Below are 17,059 nucleotides of genomic sequence, written 5' to 3'. Positions count from 1 at the left end.
TGTCCGGTGGTTCCTCGGTCCGTCGCCGCGTTGCAGCGCGGCGGCGGACACTTCTCAGTGACGGCCCTGGGCCGCCTTGGTCGGGTTGGTCCTGCGCCGGGCCGGCCCGCTGGTCCCCCGCATGTCCAGCACGCAGGGCACGAGTTCGGTGTACGTCGGGTCGCCGGCGTCGCCGGTGAGCCGGTCGAGCAGCACGCGGGTCGCGGCCGCGCCGAGCGCCGTCCCCGGTGACGTCATCGCGGTCAGCGGCGGACTGGCCAGGTCCGCGACCACCTCCGAGGTGACCATCGAGACCACGGAGACGTCGTACGGCACCTCCAGCCCGGCCTCGCGCAGGTCCGCGAGCAGGCCGAGGGCGGCGTTCTCGTTCATCACCAGGACGCCGGTCAGCTCCGGACACCGCTCGCGGGCCTGCCGGATCGCGGCCCGGCCGCCGCTGGCGGTGTCCTCGGTCGGCACCATCACGCCGGTGACGCCGTGCCGTTCCAGCGCGGCCTCGAAGGCCAGCTCGGTCCGCTTGGCCGGTCCGTAGCCGCCGGCCAGGCTCGCGCTGGAGTGGTTGACGTAGGCGATGGCCTGATGCCCGAGGCCGACCAGATGAGCGACGGCGTCCTCCACCGTCTGCTCGAAGTCGATGTCGACACAGGCCAGCCCCTCGGTGTCGGCGGTCCGGCCGATCAGCACGAACGGCGAGTCGAGGGTGCGCAGCAGGTCGACGCGCTGGTCGGTCAGACCGACCTCCATCACGAGGAACCCGTCGAGCAGGCCCTGGGTCGCCAGCACCTGCAGCTCGTCGGTGTCGTCCGGACCGACAGGACAGAGCATCAGGTGATACCCGGCCTCGCGGGCGGCCTCGGTCGCCCCGGTGACGAACGCGGTCTCGGTCGCGCCGAGCGCCCGCCCGGTGAGCGGCAGCAGGAGCCCGACGATGTTGCTGCGCCGGCTGGCCAGCCCGCGAGCCATCGCGTTCGGCTGGTAGCCGAGCTCGGCCATCGCCTCGAGCACGCGGTCCCGGGTCGCGGCGGAGATCGGCCTGGTCCCGGTCAGCACGTACGACACCGTGCTGACCGACACTCCGGCCCGGCGCGCCACGTCGTTCATCGTCGCCATGGCCGCCTCCGCACCGAATCGTCGAAACGCTTCGTCGAAGCGTTTCGACAAAACGTAAGGGACGGCCCGGATGGCGTCAATGGGTGCCGGGAAAGTGGAGGTCAGTGAAAGGAAGTGGGGCGCGGGGAGGCGCCGCGGCGCACCGGACCTCTCCGGCGCGGCGCGGCGTTCCGGAACGTCTGTTGGTCAGCCGCGGGGCAGGTAGGTGTTCAGGTAGTCGTTGCGGAACTTGCCCGTGGGGTCGCGGCGGGCGGCGAGGGCGGTGAAGTTGGGGACCAAGGGGTAGCACTCGCGCAGTGTCGCGGCGTCGGCGGCGAAGACCTTGCCCCAGTGCGGGCGGCCGCCGAGCGGCAGCAGAGCGTCCTCGATCGCCTCGACGACCGGGCGGACCGCGGTCTCGTCCTGGATCCAGGTGAAGTGGAAGGCGACCGTGTCGCGGCCCTGGCTCGGGCTGAGCCAGAGCGTGTCGGCGGCGATCGTGCGCAGTTCGGAGACCTGGATGACCGCGGACATCTTGTTGCCCAGGGCCCGCATGTGCTCGACGCCCTCGGCCGCGCGCTCGCGCGGCAGGAAGTACTCCGACTGCAGCTCCTCGCCGTTGGACGGGGTGAACTCGAGCCGGAAGTGCGGCAGCCGCGCGTTCCACGGGCCGGGCACACCGCCTTGCTGGGTGGCGAAATCGGCCGGCATCGACTTGATCGGGTGCCGCGGCCCGTCGGCGAGCCGGGCGCCGAGCCACTCGGGAACGACGTCGATCTGCTTCGCCTTGCGCCAGACCATCACCTCCGGATCGACCCAGTCGGTGAACGCGCTCACGCTGTACGCGCTGCCGAACACCTCGGCGAAGTCCGCGCCCAGCCGCTCGACCGGAAACCCGTCGTACACCACCTGCCTGATCTCGTACGCCGGTTGGACCGCGAGGGTGAGATGCGTGGTCACCCCCAGCGCGCCGAGCGCGATGACCGAGCCCTCGAAGTCGGCATCGGACCGGTCCAGGCTGACCAGCGACCCGTCCGCCGCGACGAACTCGATCCGTACGACGGCCGAGGCGAGCGTCCCATTGGTGTCGCCCGAGCCGTGCGTCCCGGTCGAGCAGGCGCCGGCGACGGAGATGTGCGGCAGCGAGCCGAGGTTGTGCAGCGCGAGGCCGTCGGCCTGCAGCGCGGCCGTCACCTCGCCGTACCGCAGGCCGCCCGCGACCCGGACACTGCGCCGGTCGGCCGCGATCTCGATCGTCTTCGGCAGGGCGGCGACGGAGACCAGCGTGTCGGCCGTGTCCGCGATCCGGTTGAACGAGTGCCCGGTGCCGAGCACCCGCACGCGCTCGCTGCCGCCGACCAGCTCCTGCAACTCGCCGACCGACGCCGGGCGGTGCAGCTGCTCCGCCGAGAAGGTGATGTTGCCCGCCCAGTTCTTCATTCGCAGTCCTCTCGCCGGAAACCCACCCCGAGCCTTCCACACCCACGGTCGCGACCGGTACGGCGTCCACACACCGGCCGCCCCGCCGGTCGGCGAGTTTCCGCCGCCGGTCGCGGCGAGCCATCACCGTGCGGACGTCTCCGGGCATGGTTTGATACCACCGCTCACTTCCCCCGGTGATCAAGGAGACACCTACCGTGGCACCCCATCGGCGCCGGCAGGTGCGCGGATGATCTTCGGCTTCGGCATCGCCGGGTTCTGGTTCGCGCTGTTCGTGATCAGTTTCCTGCGGGACCGTCGGGTGCTGCGCAACGGCGTCTACCTGGTGCTGACGCTGTTCTTCGCCGGCATCGGCACGATCTTCGCGCTGGAGTCGGTCAACGAGACGGCCGCGCGCTGGCTGGTCGTGGTCGTGCTCGTGCTGATCCCGGTGACGGTTTTCGTGCTGGCGGTCGCGCTGATCGCGAACGGCGTGGTGATGCTGCGCCGCGAGGGCCGCCGGCCGGCGAACCTGCTGTCGCTGGCCGCGGGCGTGGGCATCTTCGGGTTCGTCGTCGTCAGCGCGCTGCTGCTGAAGACCGGTTCGCCGTTCCTCGGCGCGGTCCGGGACGCGATCGGCGGGGTGCTCGGCTACGTGTCGTTCCTGTTCGTCTGCTTCCTGGCCTACGCGTTCGTCTACGCGCGGATCCGGTTCTTCCGCCGGCCGGACTTCATCGTCGTGCTCGGCTCGGGACTGCGCGGCCGGCGCGTTCCACCGCTGCTGGCCAGCCGGCTCGACAAGGCGCAGGAGGTCTCGCAGCAGGAACGCGCCAAGGGCCGCGCGCCGCTGCTGGTCACCTCCGGCGGGCAAGGCCCCGGCGAGGACGTGCCGGAAGCCGACGCGATGGCCGACTACCTGATCGACCGCGGCGTACCGGCCGAGGCGGTCCTGCGCGAGGACCGGTCCACCTCGACGTTCGAGAACCTGACCTTCAGCGACACGATCATGGCCGCACGCAAGCCGGCGTACCGGTGCTTGATCGTCACCAACAACTTCCACGCGCTGCGCGCCGCCTTCACCGCCCGCAAGGCGAAAGTCAACGGCCAGGTCCTCGGCTCCCCCACCGCCCGCTACTTCTGGCCGAACGCGACCATCCGCGAGTTCATCGCCGTGCTCGTCGACCACAAACTCGCCAACGGCATCATCATCGGACTCATCCTGCTGAGCGCGTTCGCCCGGCTGATCTGACCGCTGGCTACCGTTGGGCATGATCCTCAACGGAGTGGACCTGTACGTCGAGCAGCACGGCCCGCGCGACGCCCCAGCGCTGCTCTTCGTGCACGGGCACGGCGCCGGCTCGTACCACTTCCTGCACTATCAGGCCTCTCGGCTGTCCACCGACGTTCGCCTGATCGCCCTCGACCAGCGCGGCGTCCTGCGCTCCGCGCCCATCGGCCCCGACGACCGCCTCGACCTGTCCGTCCTGCTCGAGGACTACGAGGCGTTGCGTGAGCACCTCGGCATCGAGCGGTGGACCATTCTCGGCCAATCGGCCGGTGGCAACTACGCGGCCGCTTACGCGACCCGGTATCCGGAGTCGGTGGAGGCGGTCGTCTTCGACTGTCCGGCGTGGGACATGGATCTGGCCGACCGGCAACGGCTGCCGATCTTCGCCGAGCTCTACGAGCAGTCGGGCGAGATCGAGTTGGCTGCGGAGTGCCGGCGGGTCGCCGGGTTGACGCGGCGGATCACCGCCGCGGACAAGACGTACGAGTTGGCGTTCGGGCTCGGCGATCGGTTCCAGCAGACCTTCTGGTACGACCCTTCGCAGGCGGCGGCGTTCGTCACGGCGGGCGAAGCCGCGGGGTTCCCGCCGGAGTACTGGGAACGGGGGCTCAGCCATGGGGTGTTGTTCGCCGAGCTCTACGACTCGAAGATCCCGTTGCTGGCCGAGATCTGCCAGCCGACGCTGCTGATCCGCGGCGCGGCCGACACCGCCGCGCCGGACACCGCCGTCGCCGCGTACCTGGCGACCGCCCGCGACCCGCGCGTCGAGATCTTCGAGCGGTCCGGGCACTTCGTTTTCGTCGAGGATCCCGAGCGGTACGCCGACGTCGTGCGGGACTTCGTTACGCTGGCGAGGTGAGTCTTACCGCTGGTGGTCCTCGTCGTGACGACTTCTTCAAGGTGCCCGGCAAGGGGGCCGGCGCGCCGGTGAAGCCTGGGGAGAAGGCGCCGGTGGATCGTACGGCGGCGTTGTCGGTCGGGGCGTTCCAGCCGGTGGTCGCGGCGGTGCCGATGCCGCAGCGGCTGTTCGAGCACGAGCGGGAGCGGGCGGCTGCTCGGGCCGCGGGTGAGGACGCCACGCGGCAGTTGAAGAACGTGGGGGCGGATGTGGATGTCGCGCTGACCACTGCCGTGCTGTTGCTGCGCGGGGTGGAGCATCCGAAGGCGCGGGAGCGGGTGGTTGGCGCCGTTCCGCAGTTGGCCGAGGCGGCGGACTACCGGCCGCTGGATGCCGCGGCCGACTTCCTCGGTCTGGATCACGAGGACGCCGCCGAGATCCTCGAGGAACTCACCGAACACGGCGTCGCCGGACCGATCGCGGAGGCCGCCGTACGGGTGGAGGAGCTGCGCGCTCAGGTCCAGCAGGCCGACCACGAACAGCTCGACGAACTCCTCGAGTTCCTCTTGCCGGTGAGCGCGTTGATCTCGATCGCCGGCGCCGCCGCACCGCTCGGCGCCCTGACCGAAGGCGACCCGCATCTCGCCGAGGCGGCGAAGGCCGGAGTCGTCGGGCTTGCTGCTGTTGCCTTGCAGGAGCTGCACAGCACCGAACACCCCAACGTCGAGCTGGAGTCCACCGAGCTGCTGGAGGCGTTGACTCCGCCGGTCAGGTGAGCATCGTGACGGCGGCGGTGATGCCGGCCAGGACGATCAGGATGCGCAGCAACGTCGGCGGAAGCACGCGGCCGATGTGGGCGCCGGTGTAGCCGCCGACGATCGAGCCGATCGCGAGCAGGCCGACGGCGGTGTAGTCGAGATCGGCGACGAAAACGAAGATCAGGCCGGCGACGATGTTCGCGGCCATCACCGCCAGGGTTTTCAGCGCGTTGACGATCCGCAGGTCGAGATCCAGCCCGAGGCCCAGGACTGCCATCATCATCACGCCCGAGCCGGCGCCGAAGTAGCCGCCGTACACGCCGGTAAGGGTGGCGAAGAACGTGGTGAGCGGCGACATCTTCGTCCGCGGCGCCACCTCGTGCGGCTGGCGCGAGCGCAGCCAGCGGGAGATCGCCGGGGTCGCGCCGACGAGCAGGCAGGTGAACAGGATCAGCCACGGGACGATCGCCTCGAACACCCCCGGCGGCAGCGCGAGCAGCAGCACCGCTCCACCGATCGAGCCGATCGCGCACGTCGCGACCACCACCCAGGAGACCGCGGGCTGCTCGCGCAGTTCCCGCCGGTAACCAAGTGACCCGCCGAGGCCGGCCGGGATCAGGCCGAGCGTGTTCGACGCGTTCGCGACGACCGGCGGGATCCCGAGCGCGACCAGGACCGGAAAGCTCACCAGCGACGCGACTCCGACCGTGGACGTCAGCAGACCGGCCACCAGCCCCGTCGCGACGACGATCAGGTGCTCGGTCCCCGTCACGACTTCTGCTCGCGCAGCAAGGCGACGTCGCTGACCAGCATCACGTGCTCGTGCATCGCGGCCGCGGCGGCGTCCGGGTCTCCGGCGACGATCGCCTCCGCGACCCGCCGATGCCCGGCCAGGGAGTCCTTCGGCCGCCCCGGCTGGGACAGCGACTCGATCCGGGTCTCCCGGATCAGGTCGTGGATCGCCTCCATCATCTGGCCGAGCAGCTCGGAGCGTGCCGCCGCCGTGACCGCGCCGTGGAACTGCTCGTCGGCGTCGACCCCGCGCCCACCGGCCGCGATGTCGGCCTCCATCGCCGCGAGCGCCGCCTGGATCGCGGCGACGTCGTCCTCGGTACGCCGTACCGCCGCCAGCGCGGCGAGTTTCGACTCCAGCGCGTCACGGGCGTCGATGATCTCCGGCAGCCGGTCGGCGTGCGCGCGGATCGCCTCGATCACCGGCCCGGTCCTGGCCCGCTCGGTCAGCACCGTGCCGTCGCCGTGGCGGACGACGACCACGCCGATCACCTCGAGCGCGACCAGCGCCTGGCTCAGCGTCGCCCGGCTCACGCCCAGCCGGACCGCGAGCTCCCGCTCGGGCGGCAACCGGTCTCCGGCGCCCAGTCCGTTCTCCGCGATCCACCCCGTGATCTGCTCGGCGACCTGCTCGTAGAGACGGGTCCGTAGCACCGGACGCGGAAAGCGCGGAGAGTCGTCCATGGGATCAGAGTATTGACAACTGGCAAACTGAGCTATTGGCTAGGCCACTGAGCCAACGTCGGCTCGCCCGCATCAACGCTGGAGGCAGGTCTATGGGACCGGAGTGGGTAGCGATCCTGGCGCTGGTCGCCTTGTTCGTGATCGGCACGCTGCTGCCGATCAACATGGGCGCGCTGGCGTACGTCGCCGCGTGGCTGGTCGGCATGTTCTCCCTCGACCTGAGCGAGCGGGAGATCCTCGGTGGCGTCAGCGGTGACCTGATCCTGACGCTGATCGGTGTCACCTATCTGTTCGCGATCGCCAAGAACAACGGCACCGTGGACCTGATCGTCAGATCGGCGGTCCGGGCCGTCGGCGGCCGGGTCGCGCTGATCCCGTGGGTGATGTTCGCGGTCACCGCGCTGCTGACCGCGATCGGCGCGGCCAGCCCGGCCGCCTGCGCGATCATCGGCCCGATCGCGCTCGGCTTCGCCGGCAAGTACAAGATCAACCCGCTGATGATGGGCATGTTCGTCGTGCACGGCGCGCAGGGCGGCGGCTTCTCCCCGATCAGCATCTACGGCACCATCACGAACTCGGTGATGGAGGAGAACAACCTGCCGTCCAGCGAACTGACCGTGTTCCTGGCCAGCCTCGTCGTCAACCTGGTGATGGCGGCGATCCTGTTCGTGCTGCTCGGCGGCCGCCAGCTGATGGCCCAGCGGGTCGACCCGAACGACGAGGACACGCTGAGCGAGGACCTCCACCGCGGCGGCGCGACCGTCCCGGCGCGCGGTTACGGCACGTCCGCCCCGACCGGCACGCAGGCGCTCGGCGTACGGCGGGACCAGGTGCTCACGCTGGTCGCGTTCGTCGGGGTCGCGCTGGTCGCTCTGGTCTTCGACAAGAACATCGGGTTCGTCGCGATCACCGCCGCGGTCATCCTCGCGATGCTGTCGCCGGCCGAGCACAAGGACGCGGTCCGGCAGATCGCCTGGCCGACCGTGCTGCTGGTCGCCGGCGTCAGCACGTACGCCGCGATCCTGACCGAGGCCGGTTCGCCGGAGTTCGTCGGCAACTGGGCCGCCGGGCTGGGCGCGATCGCGATCGGCGCGCTGGTGCTGTGCTACGTCGGCGGCGTGGTCTCGGCGTTCGCGTCGTCGACCGCGCTGCTGCCGGTGATCATCCCGATCGCCGTGCCGCTGATCTCGAACGGCGGGATCAGCGCGGGGCTGTTCGTGGCCGCGCTGGCGATCTCGTCGACGATCGTGGACGTCAGCCCGTTCTCGACCAACGGCGCGCTGATGCTGGCCAACAAGCCGGACACGATCACCGAACCCGTGTTCTACAAGCAGATCCTGACCTACAGCATGATCGTCGTCGTGGTCGGACCGCTGCTGGTCTGGGCCGCGCTGGTCCTGCCGGGGTGGTGACCGCGATGACCGGACCACTGGACGGCGTACTGGTTGTCGATCTGTCCCGGGCGCTGGCCGGGCCGCACGCGACGATGATGCTGGGCGATCTGGGTGCCCGGGTGATCAAGGTCGAGGCGCCGGGGCGCGGCGACGACACCCGCGGCTGGGGTCCGCCGTTCGCCGGAGACGAGTCGACGTACTTCCTGGCTGCCAATCGCAACAAGGAGTCGATCACCCTCGACCTCAAGGACGCCGATGATCGGGAGGTCCTGCTGCGGCTGATCGACCGGGCCGACGTCCTGGTCGAGAACTTCCGCAGCGGCGTGCTCGAGCGGCTCGGCCTCGGGCTGGAATCGCTGCAGCAGCGGAACCCGCGGCTGGTCGCGCTCTCGATCACCGGGTTCGGCCACGACGGGCCGGAGGGCGGCCGAGCGGGCTACGACCAGATCGCCCAAGGGGAAGCCGGACTGATGTCGCTGACCGGCTCGGGCCCTGAGGACCCGCAACGCGTCGGCGTACCGATCGGGGACCTGCTCGCCGGCATGTACGGCGCGTACGGCGTATTGGCGGCGCTGCGGGAACGGGAGCTGACCGGCGCCGGGCAGGTGGTCCGGACGTCGCTGCTCGCGGCAGTGGTCGGGGTGCACGCGTTCCAGGGCACCCGCTACACCGTGGCCGGCGAGGTTGGCGTTGCCCAGGGCAATCACCATCCGTCGATCGCGCCGTACGGGTTGTTCCACTGCGCCGACGGGTCCGTGCAGATCGCGGTCGGCAGTGAGGGCCTGTGGCAACGACTCGTCGAGGCTTTCGGGCTGGACCAGACCGGGCTGGAGACCAACGCGGCGCGGGTGGCCGATCGGGCTCGGGTGATCGAGGTGGTCGAGCAGGCCTTCGCGCAGTGGCCGGCTGAGCGGTTGCTGGCCCGGCTGGACGAGGTCGGCGTCCCAGCCGGCAAGGTGCGGCGGCTGGACGAGGTGTACGAGTGGGAGCAGACCGCGAGCCAGGGACTGCTCGTCGACGTGGACCACTCGACGCTGGGTGCGTTGCGGCTGCCCGGGCCGCCGTTGCGGTTCTTCGCCGCGGACGGCTCGGAGACGACCCGGCGCGACCACGCGGCGCCGCCGACGCTCGACGAACACGGGGACGCGATCCGGGAGTGGGTCACATGAGCACCAGGGCGAGCCAGGACGGAGCTGCCCGTCGGCCCAGCGCGCGGGAGCTGATCGAGGTCGTGCTCGACCCGGGATCGTTCGAGTCCTGGGACGAGCCGGCCGACGTGACCGGGCACTCGCAGGCCTATCTGGACCAGCTGGCGAACTCAGCCGAGAGGTCCGGCGCCGACGAGTCGGTGCTGACCGGGCGCGGGCTGATGCGCGGCCGGCCGGTCGCCGTCCTGGTGAGCGAGTTCGCCTTCCTGGCCGGGTCGATCGGGCGCGCGGCGGCGGATCGGATCACGTCCGCCGTACGGCGCGCGACGGCCGAAGGCCTGCCGGTGCTCGCGTCGACGGCGTCGGGCGGGACCCGGATGCAGGAAGGCGCCCCCGCGTTCTTCGAGATGGTCCGGATCTCCCGTGCGCTGATGGAACACAAGGCGGCCGGGCTGCCCTATCTCGTGCACCTGCGTCACCCGACCACCGGCGGAGTCTTCGCGTCCTGGGGATCCCTCGGCCACGTCACCGTCGCCGAGCCGGGCGCACTGGTCGGCTTTCTCGGCCCGAAGGTCTTCCAGGCCCTGTACGGCGAACCGTTCCCGTCCGACGTGCAAACCGCGGAGAACCTGGCGGCCCACGGTGTGATCGACGGCGTCGTCGCGTCGGTCGACCTGCCGGTCCTGCTCGACCGCGCCCTCGGCGTACTGGTCGATCCGCCGACGCCCCCGACGCTGGTACGGCGTACTGGCGAGGTCGTGCACGCCGATGGCTGGGACGCGGTGACCTGGACGCGGCGGGACGACCGGGCCGGTGCCCGGGAGTTCCTGCGCCACGCCTGCACGGGCACGGTCCGGCTGACCTCGGCGGACGCGAGCGTGCTGGTCGCGCTCACCCGCGTGGACGGCCGTCCGTGTGTCCTGGTCGCGCAGGATCGTGCGTCGAACCGTCCGCTCGGCCCGGCGGCGCTCCGGACGGCCCGGCGCGGTATGCGACTGGCGGACGATCTCGGTCTGCCGCTGGTCACGCTGATCGACACAGCCGGTGCGGAGCTCTCGCGCGCGGCGGAGGAAGGCGGGCTGGCCGGCGAGATCGCCCAGTGCATCGCGACGATGAGCACCCTGAATGTGCCGACCGTGTCCGTGCTGCTCGGGCAAGGTACCGGAGGTGGTGCCCTGGCGTTGCTCCCGGCAACTACTGTGGTTGCCGCCGGCCACGCCTGGCTCGCTCCACTGCCACCCGAAGGCGCCAGCGCGATCATGTACGGCGACACCGCGCACGCGCCGGCACTGGCCACCGCCCAGCGGATCGCCGCGACCGATCTGCGCGACGCCGGGATCGTCCACCACGTCGTCCCCGAGTTCGCCGACGACACCCCGGAATCGCTCACCACGGCGCTCGCCGCGGAGATCGCCTACCACCTCAGCTGAGTTCGGCCTTCGTCCGCGCGTAGCGGACCCCCGCGGCGAAGCGGGTCCGGACCTGGAGAACGTCCAGCAGCCGGGCCACCTCGTAGCGGACCGACCGGACGCTGAGGTCGATCCGCTCGGCGATCTGGTCGTCGGTGCAGCCTTCGCAGAGCAGTTCGGCGATGACCTGCTGGCGACTGGTGAGCTCGGCGTCCGGCGTGTTCAGCTCGCTCGCCCGGACGGCGGTCTCCCGCACCGCGCGCAGGTACTGGCCGGCCGCGTTCACCGCCTCCTGCCCGCGGATCAGCATCAAACTGCGCTGCCCCTCGACGAGCGGCCCTTCGAGCACGACCCGTTCGCAGTCGAAGACCTTGAGCTGGATCGGCCCGTAGGCCAGGTGGTACGGCATGCCGTCGGCCGCGATCAGGAACTCGGTCATCGCCTCGGTGCCCGAGCTGGTGTCGAAGAAGCTGGTCATCCGGCACCCGCGTTCGACCAGCGCCTGGTTCAGCTTGTGGCTCGGGGCGAAGCTCTCGACGGACTGGCACTGCGTCGAGGTCACCGCGGTCAACTCCGAACAGTCCCAGCACAGGTCGTGCAGCCAGTCCCGCAACCCGAGGTTGTCCGGACCGAAAACCTGCACGTGGACGTCGCGCCGCTGCCCGGCCGCCCACGCGTCACAGGACCGCGCCCGGACCACCTGCAACCGCAGCGACGCGTCCCACACCCGTTGCCGCGCCGGAAAATGCGTCAGTACCCGAACCACAATCCCCACCCCCGTGGCAAGACCGATCGTCAACGACGCGAATCCTGCCACGGCCACCGGTCACCCGCCGCGTTCGGAGTGTCGCGCGCGGCGATCGGTGCGGGGGCAAACGTTTGATCGCCAGCGCCGCCGATCCGCGGACCGTCAGGCGACGGTCGCGTCGATGGTGACCGGGATGTTGCCGGCGACCGCCTTGGAGTACGGGCAGACCTGGTGCGCGGCCTGGCCCAGCTCGACCGCGGTCTGCTCGTCGATGCCACTCGCCTCGACGTGCAGGACGGCGGACAGGTCGAACTCGCCACCGTCGGCGTTCAGCGTGATCTCCGCGACCACCGCGAGGTCCTTGACCGGCAGCTTGCGCTGGGCCGCGACGAGCTTCACCGCTCCGAGGAAGCACGACGACCAGCCGACCGCGAACAGCTGCTCCGGGTTGGTTCCGCCGCCCGGACCGCCCAGCTCCTTCGGCACCTGCAGGGTGACGTCCAGCAGGCCGTCGTCGGTGAACGTGCGGCCGCCCGCGCGGTTCTCCCCGGTGGCGGTGGCGACGGCCGTGTACTGGCTGCTCATCGTGTGACCTCTCGTGCTCGTGCCGGTTCCGCACCTTGCGTCACCGGTCTAACTGGTGACGATCGTTGCAGCGAACGACGTCACCTGTCAAACTGGTGACGTGGACCATGCCTTTCCCTGCGGGAACCTCGCGCTCGACTTCGTCGGCACGCTGCGCGCGCGCCGAAACCCCGTGCCGCTGGAGAAGCTCACCTCCCCCGGCAGCCTGGCCGCGTGGTACCGCGAGGCGGGCGTGGTCGCCGGCAGCGCGATCAGCTGCACGTCGGGCGACGTACCGAAGGCGATCTCGGTGCGGGAGGCCATCTACACGCTGGTCTTCGCCCGGCTGAACGAACTCCCGTACGACGAGCACGCCGCCGCGATCGTCAACGCGGCGGCGCGGGTCCCGGCGGCGGTGCCTCAACTACTGCCCCGAGGACACCGGATCGACGCGACCGCCGAGCAGGCGCTGTCGACCGTCGCGCGGGACGCCATCGCGATCCTCGGCGGCTCCGACGCCGAGCTGCTCAAGGAGTGCGGCCGGCCCGAGTGCACCCAGGTCTACCTGGACCGCTCCCGCGGCGGCCGGCGCGAGTGGTGCGCGATGGAGACCTGCGGCAACAAGATGAAGGCCAGGGCCTACCGCGCCCGCAAGAAGGACCAGACCCGCCCGGTCGCCACTCGCCCCTGAGCTTTTGAGTGGGCCAGCCAGGTGAGTCCGCTCAGACGGCGGGCAGCCGCAGCGTGGGCAGGGTGTTCTCGATTTGCTCGCGGTCCGGCTCCAGCCACGGCGGCAGCTTGAGCGTGCGGCCGAGCTCGAGCAACGGTTCGTCGACCGTGAAGCCGGGCTGGTCGGTCGCGATCTCGAACAGCACGCCACCGGGCTCACGGAAGTAGATCGAGGTGAAGTACTGCCGGTCGAGGATCTCGGTCACCTTGGCGCCCGCCTCGATCAGCTGTTCGCGCCACTGCGCCTGCGTCTCCCGGTCCGGCGCCCGGAACGCGACGTGGTGCACCGTGCCGCCGGCCTGCCGCCCCTTGTCGTCAGCCCCCGCCGTGACGTCGACCACCGTGCCCGGGTTGTCCCCCGCCATCGTGAACCGGGCCCGGTCACCGCTCTCCGCACCGAGGTTCATCCCGAGCATGCCCGCGAGCAGGTCGGCCGTCGGTTCGAGCGCGGCCTCGGTCATCGTGATCGCGTGCAACCCGCGCACCGCGTGCTCGGCCGGGATCGCCGCCGCGCCGTCCCAGCCCGAGCGGGCGTCGCCGTCGGCCGCCACCAGCTCGATCACCAGCCCGTCGGGGTCCCGGAAGGAGATCACCTCCTCGTCGGTACGCCGTACCGGCGCGTCGGCGTCGACCTGCAGCGCGGCCAGGCGCTGCTGCCACCAGCCGAGGCTCTCCGGCGGGATGCTGAACGCGGTCGCCGTGGCCAGGCCGCTGCCGAGTTGGCCGGCCGGCGCCTCGGGCCAGGGAAAGAACGTCAGCAGCGTCGACGGCCGGCCCGCCTCGTCGCCGTAGTACAGGTGGTAGAGCTCGGGACGGTCGAAGTTCACCGTCTGCTTGACCAGCCGCAGCCCGAGCACCGTCGTGTAGAAGTCGATGTTGCGCTGCGGATCGGTGGCCACGGCGGTGACGTGGTGCAGGCCGTGCGGCGCGATCGGTTCCATACCGCCAGCATCCCCCACCGATCGGCGCGGTGGTAGTCGCTCGCGCTCCTCCTCACCCGCACAGGGCACCGCGGCTTGTACCGTGGGGGCAGGAGAGAGGAGTCCTGTGATGACACGGGCGCTGATCGTGGTCGACGTGCAGAACGACTTCTGCGAGGGCGGCAGCCTGGCCGTCGCCGGAGGCGCGGACGTCGCCTTCCGGATCGGGCAACTGCTGCACGAGTGGCAGGAAGCCGAGCCGAACCACCGCAAGTACGGCTACGTGGTCGCCACCCGCGACCACCACATCGAGCCGGGCGACCACTTCTCCGACCAGCCCGACTTCGTGCACTCCTGGCCGCGGCACTGCGTGGCCGGCACCGACGGCGTCGGTTTTCACCCCAACCTCGATCCGCAGCCGTTCGACGCGATCTTCGACAAGGGCGAGTACGCCGCGGCGTACTCGGGCTTCGAGGGCAAGTCCCACGACGACGGTCAGGCGCTGGCCGCCTGGCTGCGGGACAAGGGCGTCACCGAGGTCGACGTGTGCGGCATCGCCACCGACTACTGCGTCCGCGCGACCGCCCTGGACGCACACCGCGAAGGCTTCGCGACGACGGTGCTGACCGGCCTCACCGCAGGGGTGGCACCGGCCAGCACCGAGAAGACTCTCGCCGAACTGCGCGCCGCGGGCGTCGCGCTCACCTGACCGGCGCCCCCGGCCCGAGCGGGATCCCGAGCGCCCACCAGGCGAGGAACAGCAGCGTCCAGGCGATCGTCATCGCGACCGCCAGCGGCACCGTGTACGACGCCAGCGTGCCCACCCCGGCGTCCTTGCGGTAGCGCTGCAGGAACCCGAGCGCCATCACGAAGTACGGGCTCATCGGGGTGATCGCGGTCGAGCCCGAGTCGGCGATCCGGAACAGCGCCTGCGTGGTCTCGGCCGGCACGTTCAGCAGCAGCATCATCGGCACCAGGATCGGCGCGGTCAGCGACCACATCGCCGAGCCGCTGGTGACCAGGATGTTGATCAGCGTCAGCAGCACCAGGATGCCGAGGAAGATCACCACCGTCGGCGCCCCGATCTCGCCGAGCCAGCGGGCCGACTCGGCCGACAGCAGATCGCCGATCCGGCTCCAGCTGAAGTAGGCCAGGAACTGCGCGATCGCGAAGAACAGCACCAGGACCGGCGCCATCTGCTTGATCCCCTCGGCCATCAGCTTCGGCACGTCGCCGGCCTCCTTGATGGTCCCGACCGTCACGCCGTACGTGATGCCGACCAGGCCGAACAGCACCGCTACCACCATCGCGATCCCGTCCAGGAACGGCGACTCGACGATGCTGCCGTTCTCCCCCCGCAGCGGCGAGCCGGCCGGCACCAGCAGCGCGACGATCGCCACCGCCGCGGCCGCGAACACGATCGTTGCCCGCAGCAACCCGGTCCGCTCGCGGGCGGACAGTTCCAGCGCGTTCGCGTCGTCGCCGGGCGCGTCCGGGTCGGCGTCCAGGTCGTCGCGTTTGCTCAGCACCAGCCGGACCACCAGCGTGATCACCAGTGACAGCAGCACCGACGAGGCGATGTTGAAGAACCAGTTCGACAGCGGCGAGATCGACGCGTCCGGATCGACGGTCTTGGCGGCGGCCTCGGTGATGCCGGCGAAGATCGCGTCGTTCGGGGTGGGGATCGGGCTGGCGTCGTACCCGGAGGCGATCGCGGTGTAGGCGACCACGATGCCGAGGATCGGCGACCGGCCGACCGCCCGGAACGCCAGCCCGCCGAGCGGCACCAGGATGATGTACGCCGCGGCCGAGGCGACGTGCGCCATCGTGCCGGCGAAGGCGACCGCGAAGACCACCATCGAGGTCGGCACCCGGGACACGCTGACCTTCATCAGCGACTGCAGGAACCCGGTCCGCTCGGCCAGCGCGACGCCCATGATCACCACGACGATCGTCGCCATCGGCGGGAACTCGGCGAAGTTCGACACCGCCGTGGACACGGCCATCTGCAGGCCGTCGCCGGACAGCAGGTTCTGCACCGCGACGGTCTTGCCGTCCTTCGGCGACACCACCGACACGTCCAGCAGCGACAGGATCCAGCTGACCACCGCGAGGATCGCCGACAGGATCCAGAACAGCCAGAACGGGTGCGGCAGGGCGTTGCCCGCCTTCTCGATCACCGCCATCGCCCGGACCAGGCGTGGCAGCTCCTTGGTCTGCTCGGTCGCCGTGCTCATCTCAGTGCCTCAGCTTGTGCGCGCGGAAGAACGAGCCGATCAGCTCGTGCGCCTCGAAGGTCTGGGTGACGTAGCCCGGTCCCGACGACGCGTCCGAGCCCGGCCAGCTGTGCCCGCCGTCGGTGACTGCCACGTGCACGACGTCGGCTTCGCAGCCCTTGTACGTCGCGGTCAGCACGTCGTCGCCCTGCGTGGACAGCCGCGGCTCGGGGTCACAGTGGTCCCGGACCGCCCAGTCGCGAACCCAGGTCTGCACACTCGGCAGGTCGCGCTGACCGTCCCCGCCGTACGGGATGGTGGTGTCGCCGGTGCCGTGAATCGCGAGCACCGGGACCGGCCGGCTCGGCGCGCAGCGGCCGCCCTCGATGTAGAACGCGCCGGCGACCGGTGCGATCGCGGCGAACCGGTCGGCCATCCGGCAGGCCAGGATGCCGGTGAATCCAGCGCCGTTGGACTTGCCGGTCGCGTAGACCGCGTCCTGGTCGACGCAGTACGCCGCCTCCAGGGTGTCCAGCAGATCGGCGGTGAACTTCACGTCGTCCACCCCCGGCTTGGCGTACGGCGCGCCCTGCCAGGCCTGCTTGTCCTCGTCCCCGACCACGCCGTTGGGGTAGGCAACGATCGCGTCGAGCTTCGACAGGTCGGTGAAGGCTTCGGTGAACGCGCCGGTCTTGCCGCGACCGTGGTAGACGACGATCAGCGGCTGGGCCTTCTTCGCGTCGTACCCGGCGGGGAGGTGCAGGCGGTAGGTGCGAGTGATGCCGCCGCTGACCAGGGCGTAGTCGGCGCCGGTTCCGGGTTGCTGCGTTGCTTGCTTCGAGCAACCCGTGCTGCGGTCCTGCTGTTCTTGGGCGCTGCCGGCCGCCGGGGCGGCGGTGGCCGGGAGCTGCGGCGAACTGGCCACGGCGGTCACCAGGCCGGCCGTGACCAGGCCGGCGAGGGCAAGGCGATGCAGTCTCATCAGGGTGCCTCCTCGGGCGTGCGGCCTGCGGGCGGGCAGGCTCGCGCCTGGTGCGCGTCGGGCGTACCAGTGATGGGGTGT

Annotated in this window: 17 protein-coding genes; 8 read left to right on the top strand and 9 right to left on the bottom strand. The window is 70.8% G+C overall.

What is annotated here, in order from left to right; translation table 11 throughout:
* Nucleotides 1–54: 54 nt before the first annotated feature.
* Both ACQPXM_RS10000 and ACQPXM_RS09995 read right to left on the bottom strand, forming a co-directional pair.
* Nucleotides 55–1,110: a LacI family DNA-binding transcriptional regulator gene (locus tag ACQPXM_RS10000; protein ID WP_432947092.1), complete on the bottom strand. Its 1,056-nt coding sequence runs from the start codon at nucleotides 1,108–1,110 to the stop codon at nucleotides 55–57.
* Nucleotides 1,111–1,296: 186 nt separating this feature from the next.
* Nucleotides 1,297–2,529 (bottom strand): D-arabinono-1,4-lactone oxidase, encoded by a 1,233-nt coding sequence (locus tag ACQPXM_RS09995; protein ID WP_432947090.1) that lies wholly within the window; start codon nucleotides 2,527–2,529, stop codon nucleotides 1,297–1,299.
* 229 nt (nucleotides 2,530–2,758) lie between these two features.
* Here ACQPXM_RS09995 and ACQPXM_RS09990 point away from each other — a divergent pair, with 229 nt between their 5' ends.
* From ACQPXM_RS09990 to ACQPXM_RS09980, 3 genes are read left to right on the top strand one after another with little or no spacing between them, the layout of a single operon-like run.
* Nucleotides 2,759–3,757, top strand: a complete 999-nt coding sequence (locus ACQPXM_RS09990; protein ID WP_432947088.1) for a YdcF family protein — start codon at nucleotides 2,759–2,761, stop codon at nucleotides 3,755–3,757.
* Between the two features lie 19 nt (nucleotides 3,758–3,776).
* Complete coding sequence (locus ACQPXM_RS09985; RefSeq protein ID WP_432947086.1) at nucleotides 3,777–4,655, top strand: alpha/beta fold hydrolase; 879 nt, start codon at nucleotides 3,777–3,779, stop codon at nucleotides 4,653–4,655.
* Complete coding sequence (locus ACQPXM_RS09980; RefSeq protein ID WP_432947084.1) at nucleotides 4,652–5,410, top strand: hypothetical protein; 759 nt, start codon at nucleotides 4,652–4,654, stop codon at nucleotides 5,408–5,410. Before ACQPXM_RS09985 ends, ACQPXM_RS09980 begins: the two co-directional genes overlap by 4 nt.
* Here ACQPXM_RS09980 and ACQPXM_RS09975 read toward each other — a convergent pair.
* Both ACQPXM_RS09975 and ACQPXM_RS09970 read right to left on the bottom strand, forming a co-directional pair.
* A complete protein-coding gene (locus ACQPXM_RS09975) occupies nucleotides 5,403–6,164 on the bottom strand; it encodes a sulfite exporter TauE/SafE family protein (RefSeq protein WP_432947082.1) in 762 nt (253 codons plus the stop codon). The genes ACQPXM_RS09980 and ACQPXM_RS09975 overlap by 8 nt on opposite strands.
* Nucleotides 6,161–6,868 (bottom strand): FadR/GntR family transcriptional regulator, encoded by a 708-nt coding sequence (locus ACQPXM_RS09970; RefSeq protein WP_432947080.1) that lies wholly within the window; start codon nucleotides 6,866–6,868, stop codon nucleotides 6,161–6,163. Before ACQPXM_RS09970 ends, ACQPXM_RS09975 begins: the two co-directional genes overlap by 4 nt.
* A 92-nt stretch (nucleotides 6,869–6,960) precedes the next feature.
* On the opposite strand from ACQPXM_RS09970, the gene ACQPXM_RS09965 reads away from it, so the two are divergent.
* From ACQPXM_RS09965 to ACQPXM_RS09955, 3 genes are read left to right on the top strand one after another with little or no spacing between them, the layout of a single operon-like run.
* Nucleotides 6,961–8,280, top strand: a complete 1,320-nt coding sequence (locus tag ACQPXM_RS09965) for an SLC13 family permease (RefSeq protein WP_432947078.1) — start codon at nucleotides 6,961–6,963, stop codon at nucleotides 8,278–8,280.
* Between the two features lie 5 nt (nucleotides 8,281–8,285).
* Nucleotides 8,286–9,431: a CaiB/BaiF CoA transferase family protein gene (locus ACQPXM_RS09960; RefSeq protein ID WP_432947076.1), complete on the top strand. Its 1,146-nt coding sequence runs from the start codon at nucleotides 8,286–8,288 to the stop codon at nucleotides 9,429–9,431.
* Nucleotides 9,428–10,840 (top strand): carboxyl transferase domain-containing protein, encoded by a 1,413-nt coding sequence (locus ACQPXM_RS09955; protein WP_432947074.1) that lies wholly within the window; start codon nucleotides 9,428–9,430, stop codon nucleotides 10,838–10,840. The genes ACQPXM_RS09960 and ACQPXM_RS09955 overlap by 4 nt, the downstream gene beginning before the upstream one ends.
* Here the strand turns inward: ACQPXM_RS09955 and ACQPXM_RS09950 are convergent.
* A complete protein-coding gene (locus tag ACQPXM_RS09950; RefSeq protein ID WP_432947072.1) occupies nucleotides 10,833–11,585 on the bottom strand; it encodes a response regulator transcription factor in 753 nt (250 codons plus the stop codon). The two genes, ACQPXM_RS09955 and ACQPXM_RS09950, sit on opposite strands and share 8 nt — an antisense overlap.
* A 144-nt stretch (nucleotides 11,586–11,729) precedes the next feature.
* Entirely contained in the window at nucleotides 11,730–12,152 is a 423-nt protein-coding gene (locus ACQPXM_RS09945) for an organic hydroperoxide resistance protein (protein WP_432947070.1), read from the bottom strand.
* Between the two features lie 100 nt (nucleotides 12,153–12,252).
* On the opposite strand from ACQPXM_RS09945, the gene ACQPXM_RS09940 reads away from it, so the two are divergent.
* Nucleotides 12,253–12,822, top strand: coding sequence for a CGNR zinc finger domain-containing protein (locus tag ACQPXM_RS09940; protein WP_432947068.1), 570 nt, complete (start codon nucleotides 12,253–12,255; stop codon nucleotides 12,820–12,822).
* Between the two features lie 31 nt (nucleotides 12,823–12,853).
* Here ACQPXM_RS09940 and ACQPXM_RS09935 read toward each other — a convergent pair whose 3' ends face one another.
* Nucleotides 12,854–13,801, bottom strand: a complete 948-nt coding sequence (locus ACQPXM_RS09935; protein WP_432947066.1) for a ring-cleaving dioxygenase — start codon at nucleotides 13,799–13,801, stop codon at nucleotides 12,854–12,856.
* Between the two features lie 109 nt (nucleotides 13,802–13,910).
* On the opposite strand from ACQPXM_RS09935, the gene ACQPXM_RS09930 reads away from it, so the two are divergent.
* Nucleotides 13,911–14,489, top strand: a complete 579-nt coding sequence (locus ACQPXM_RS09930) for a nicotinamidase (protein ID WP_432947064.1) — start codon at nucleotides 13,911–13,913, stop codon at nucleotides 14,487–14,489.
* On the opposite strand, the gene ACQPXM_RS09925 is transcribed toward ACQPXM_RS09930, so the two are convergent.
* Nucleotides 14,482–16,017 (bottom strand): AbgT family transporter, encoded by a 1,536-nt coding sequence (locus tag ACQPXM_RS09925; protein ID WP_432947062.1) that lies wholly within the window; start codon nucleotides 16,015–16,017, stop codon nucleotides 14,482–14,484. The genes ACQPXM_RS09930 and ACQPXM_RS09925 overlap by 8 nt on opposite strands.
* Before the next feature lies 1 nt (nucleotide 16,018).
* Entirely contained in the window at nucleotides 16,019–16,978 is a 960-nt protein-coding gene (locus tag ACQPXM_RS09920; RefSeq protein WP_432947060.1) for an alpha/beta hydrolase family esterase, read from the bottom strand.
* Nucleotides 16,979–17,059: the final 81 nt, after the last annotated feature.

The sequence above is a fragment of the Kribbella sp. CA-253562 genome, assembly GCF_050942265.1.
In the GTDB taxonomy this organism is placed as follows: domain Bacteria; phylum Actinomycetota; class Actinomycetes; order Propionibacteriales; family Kribbellaceae; genus Kribbella.
Note: the sequence above shows the minus strand (reverse complement) of the source record. Positions and strands in the feature narration are given on the sequence as shown.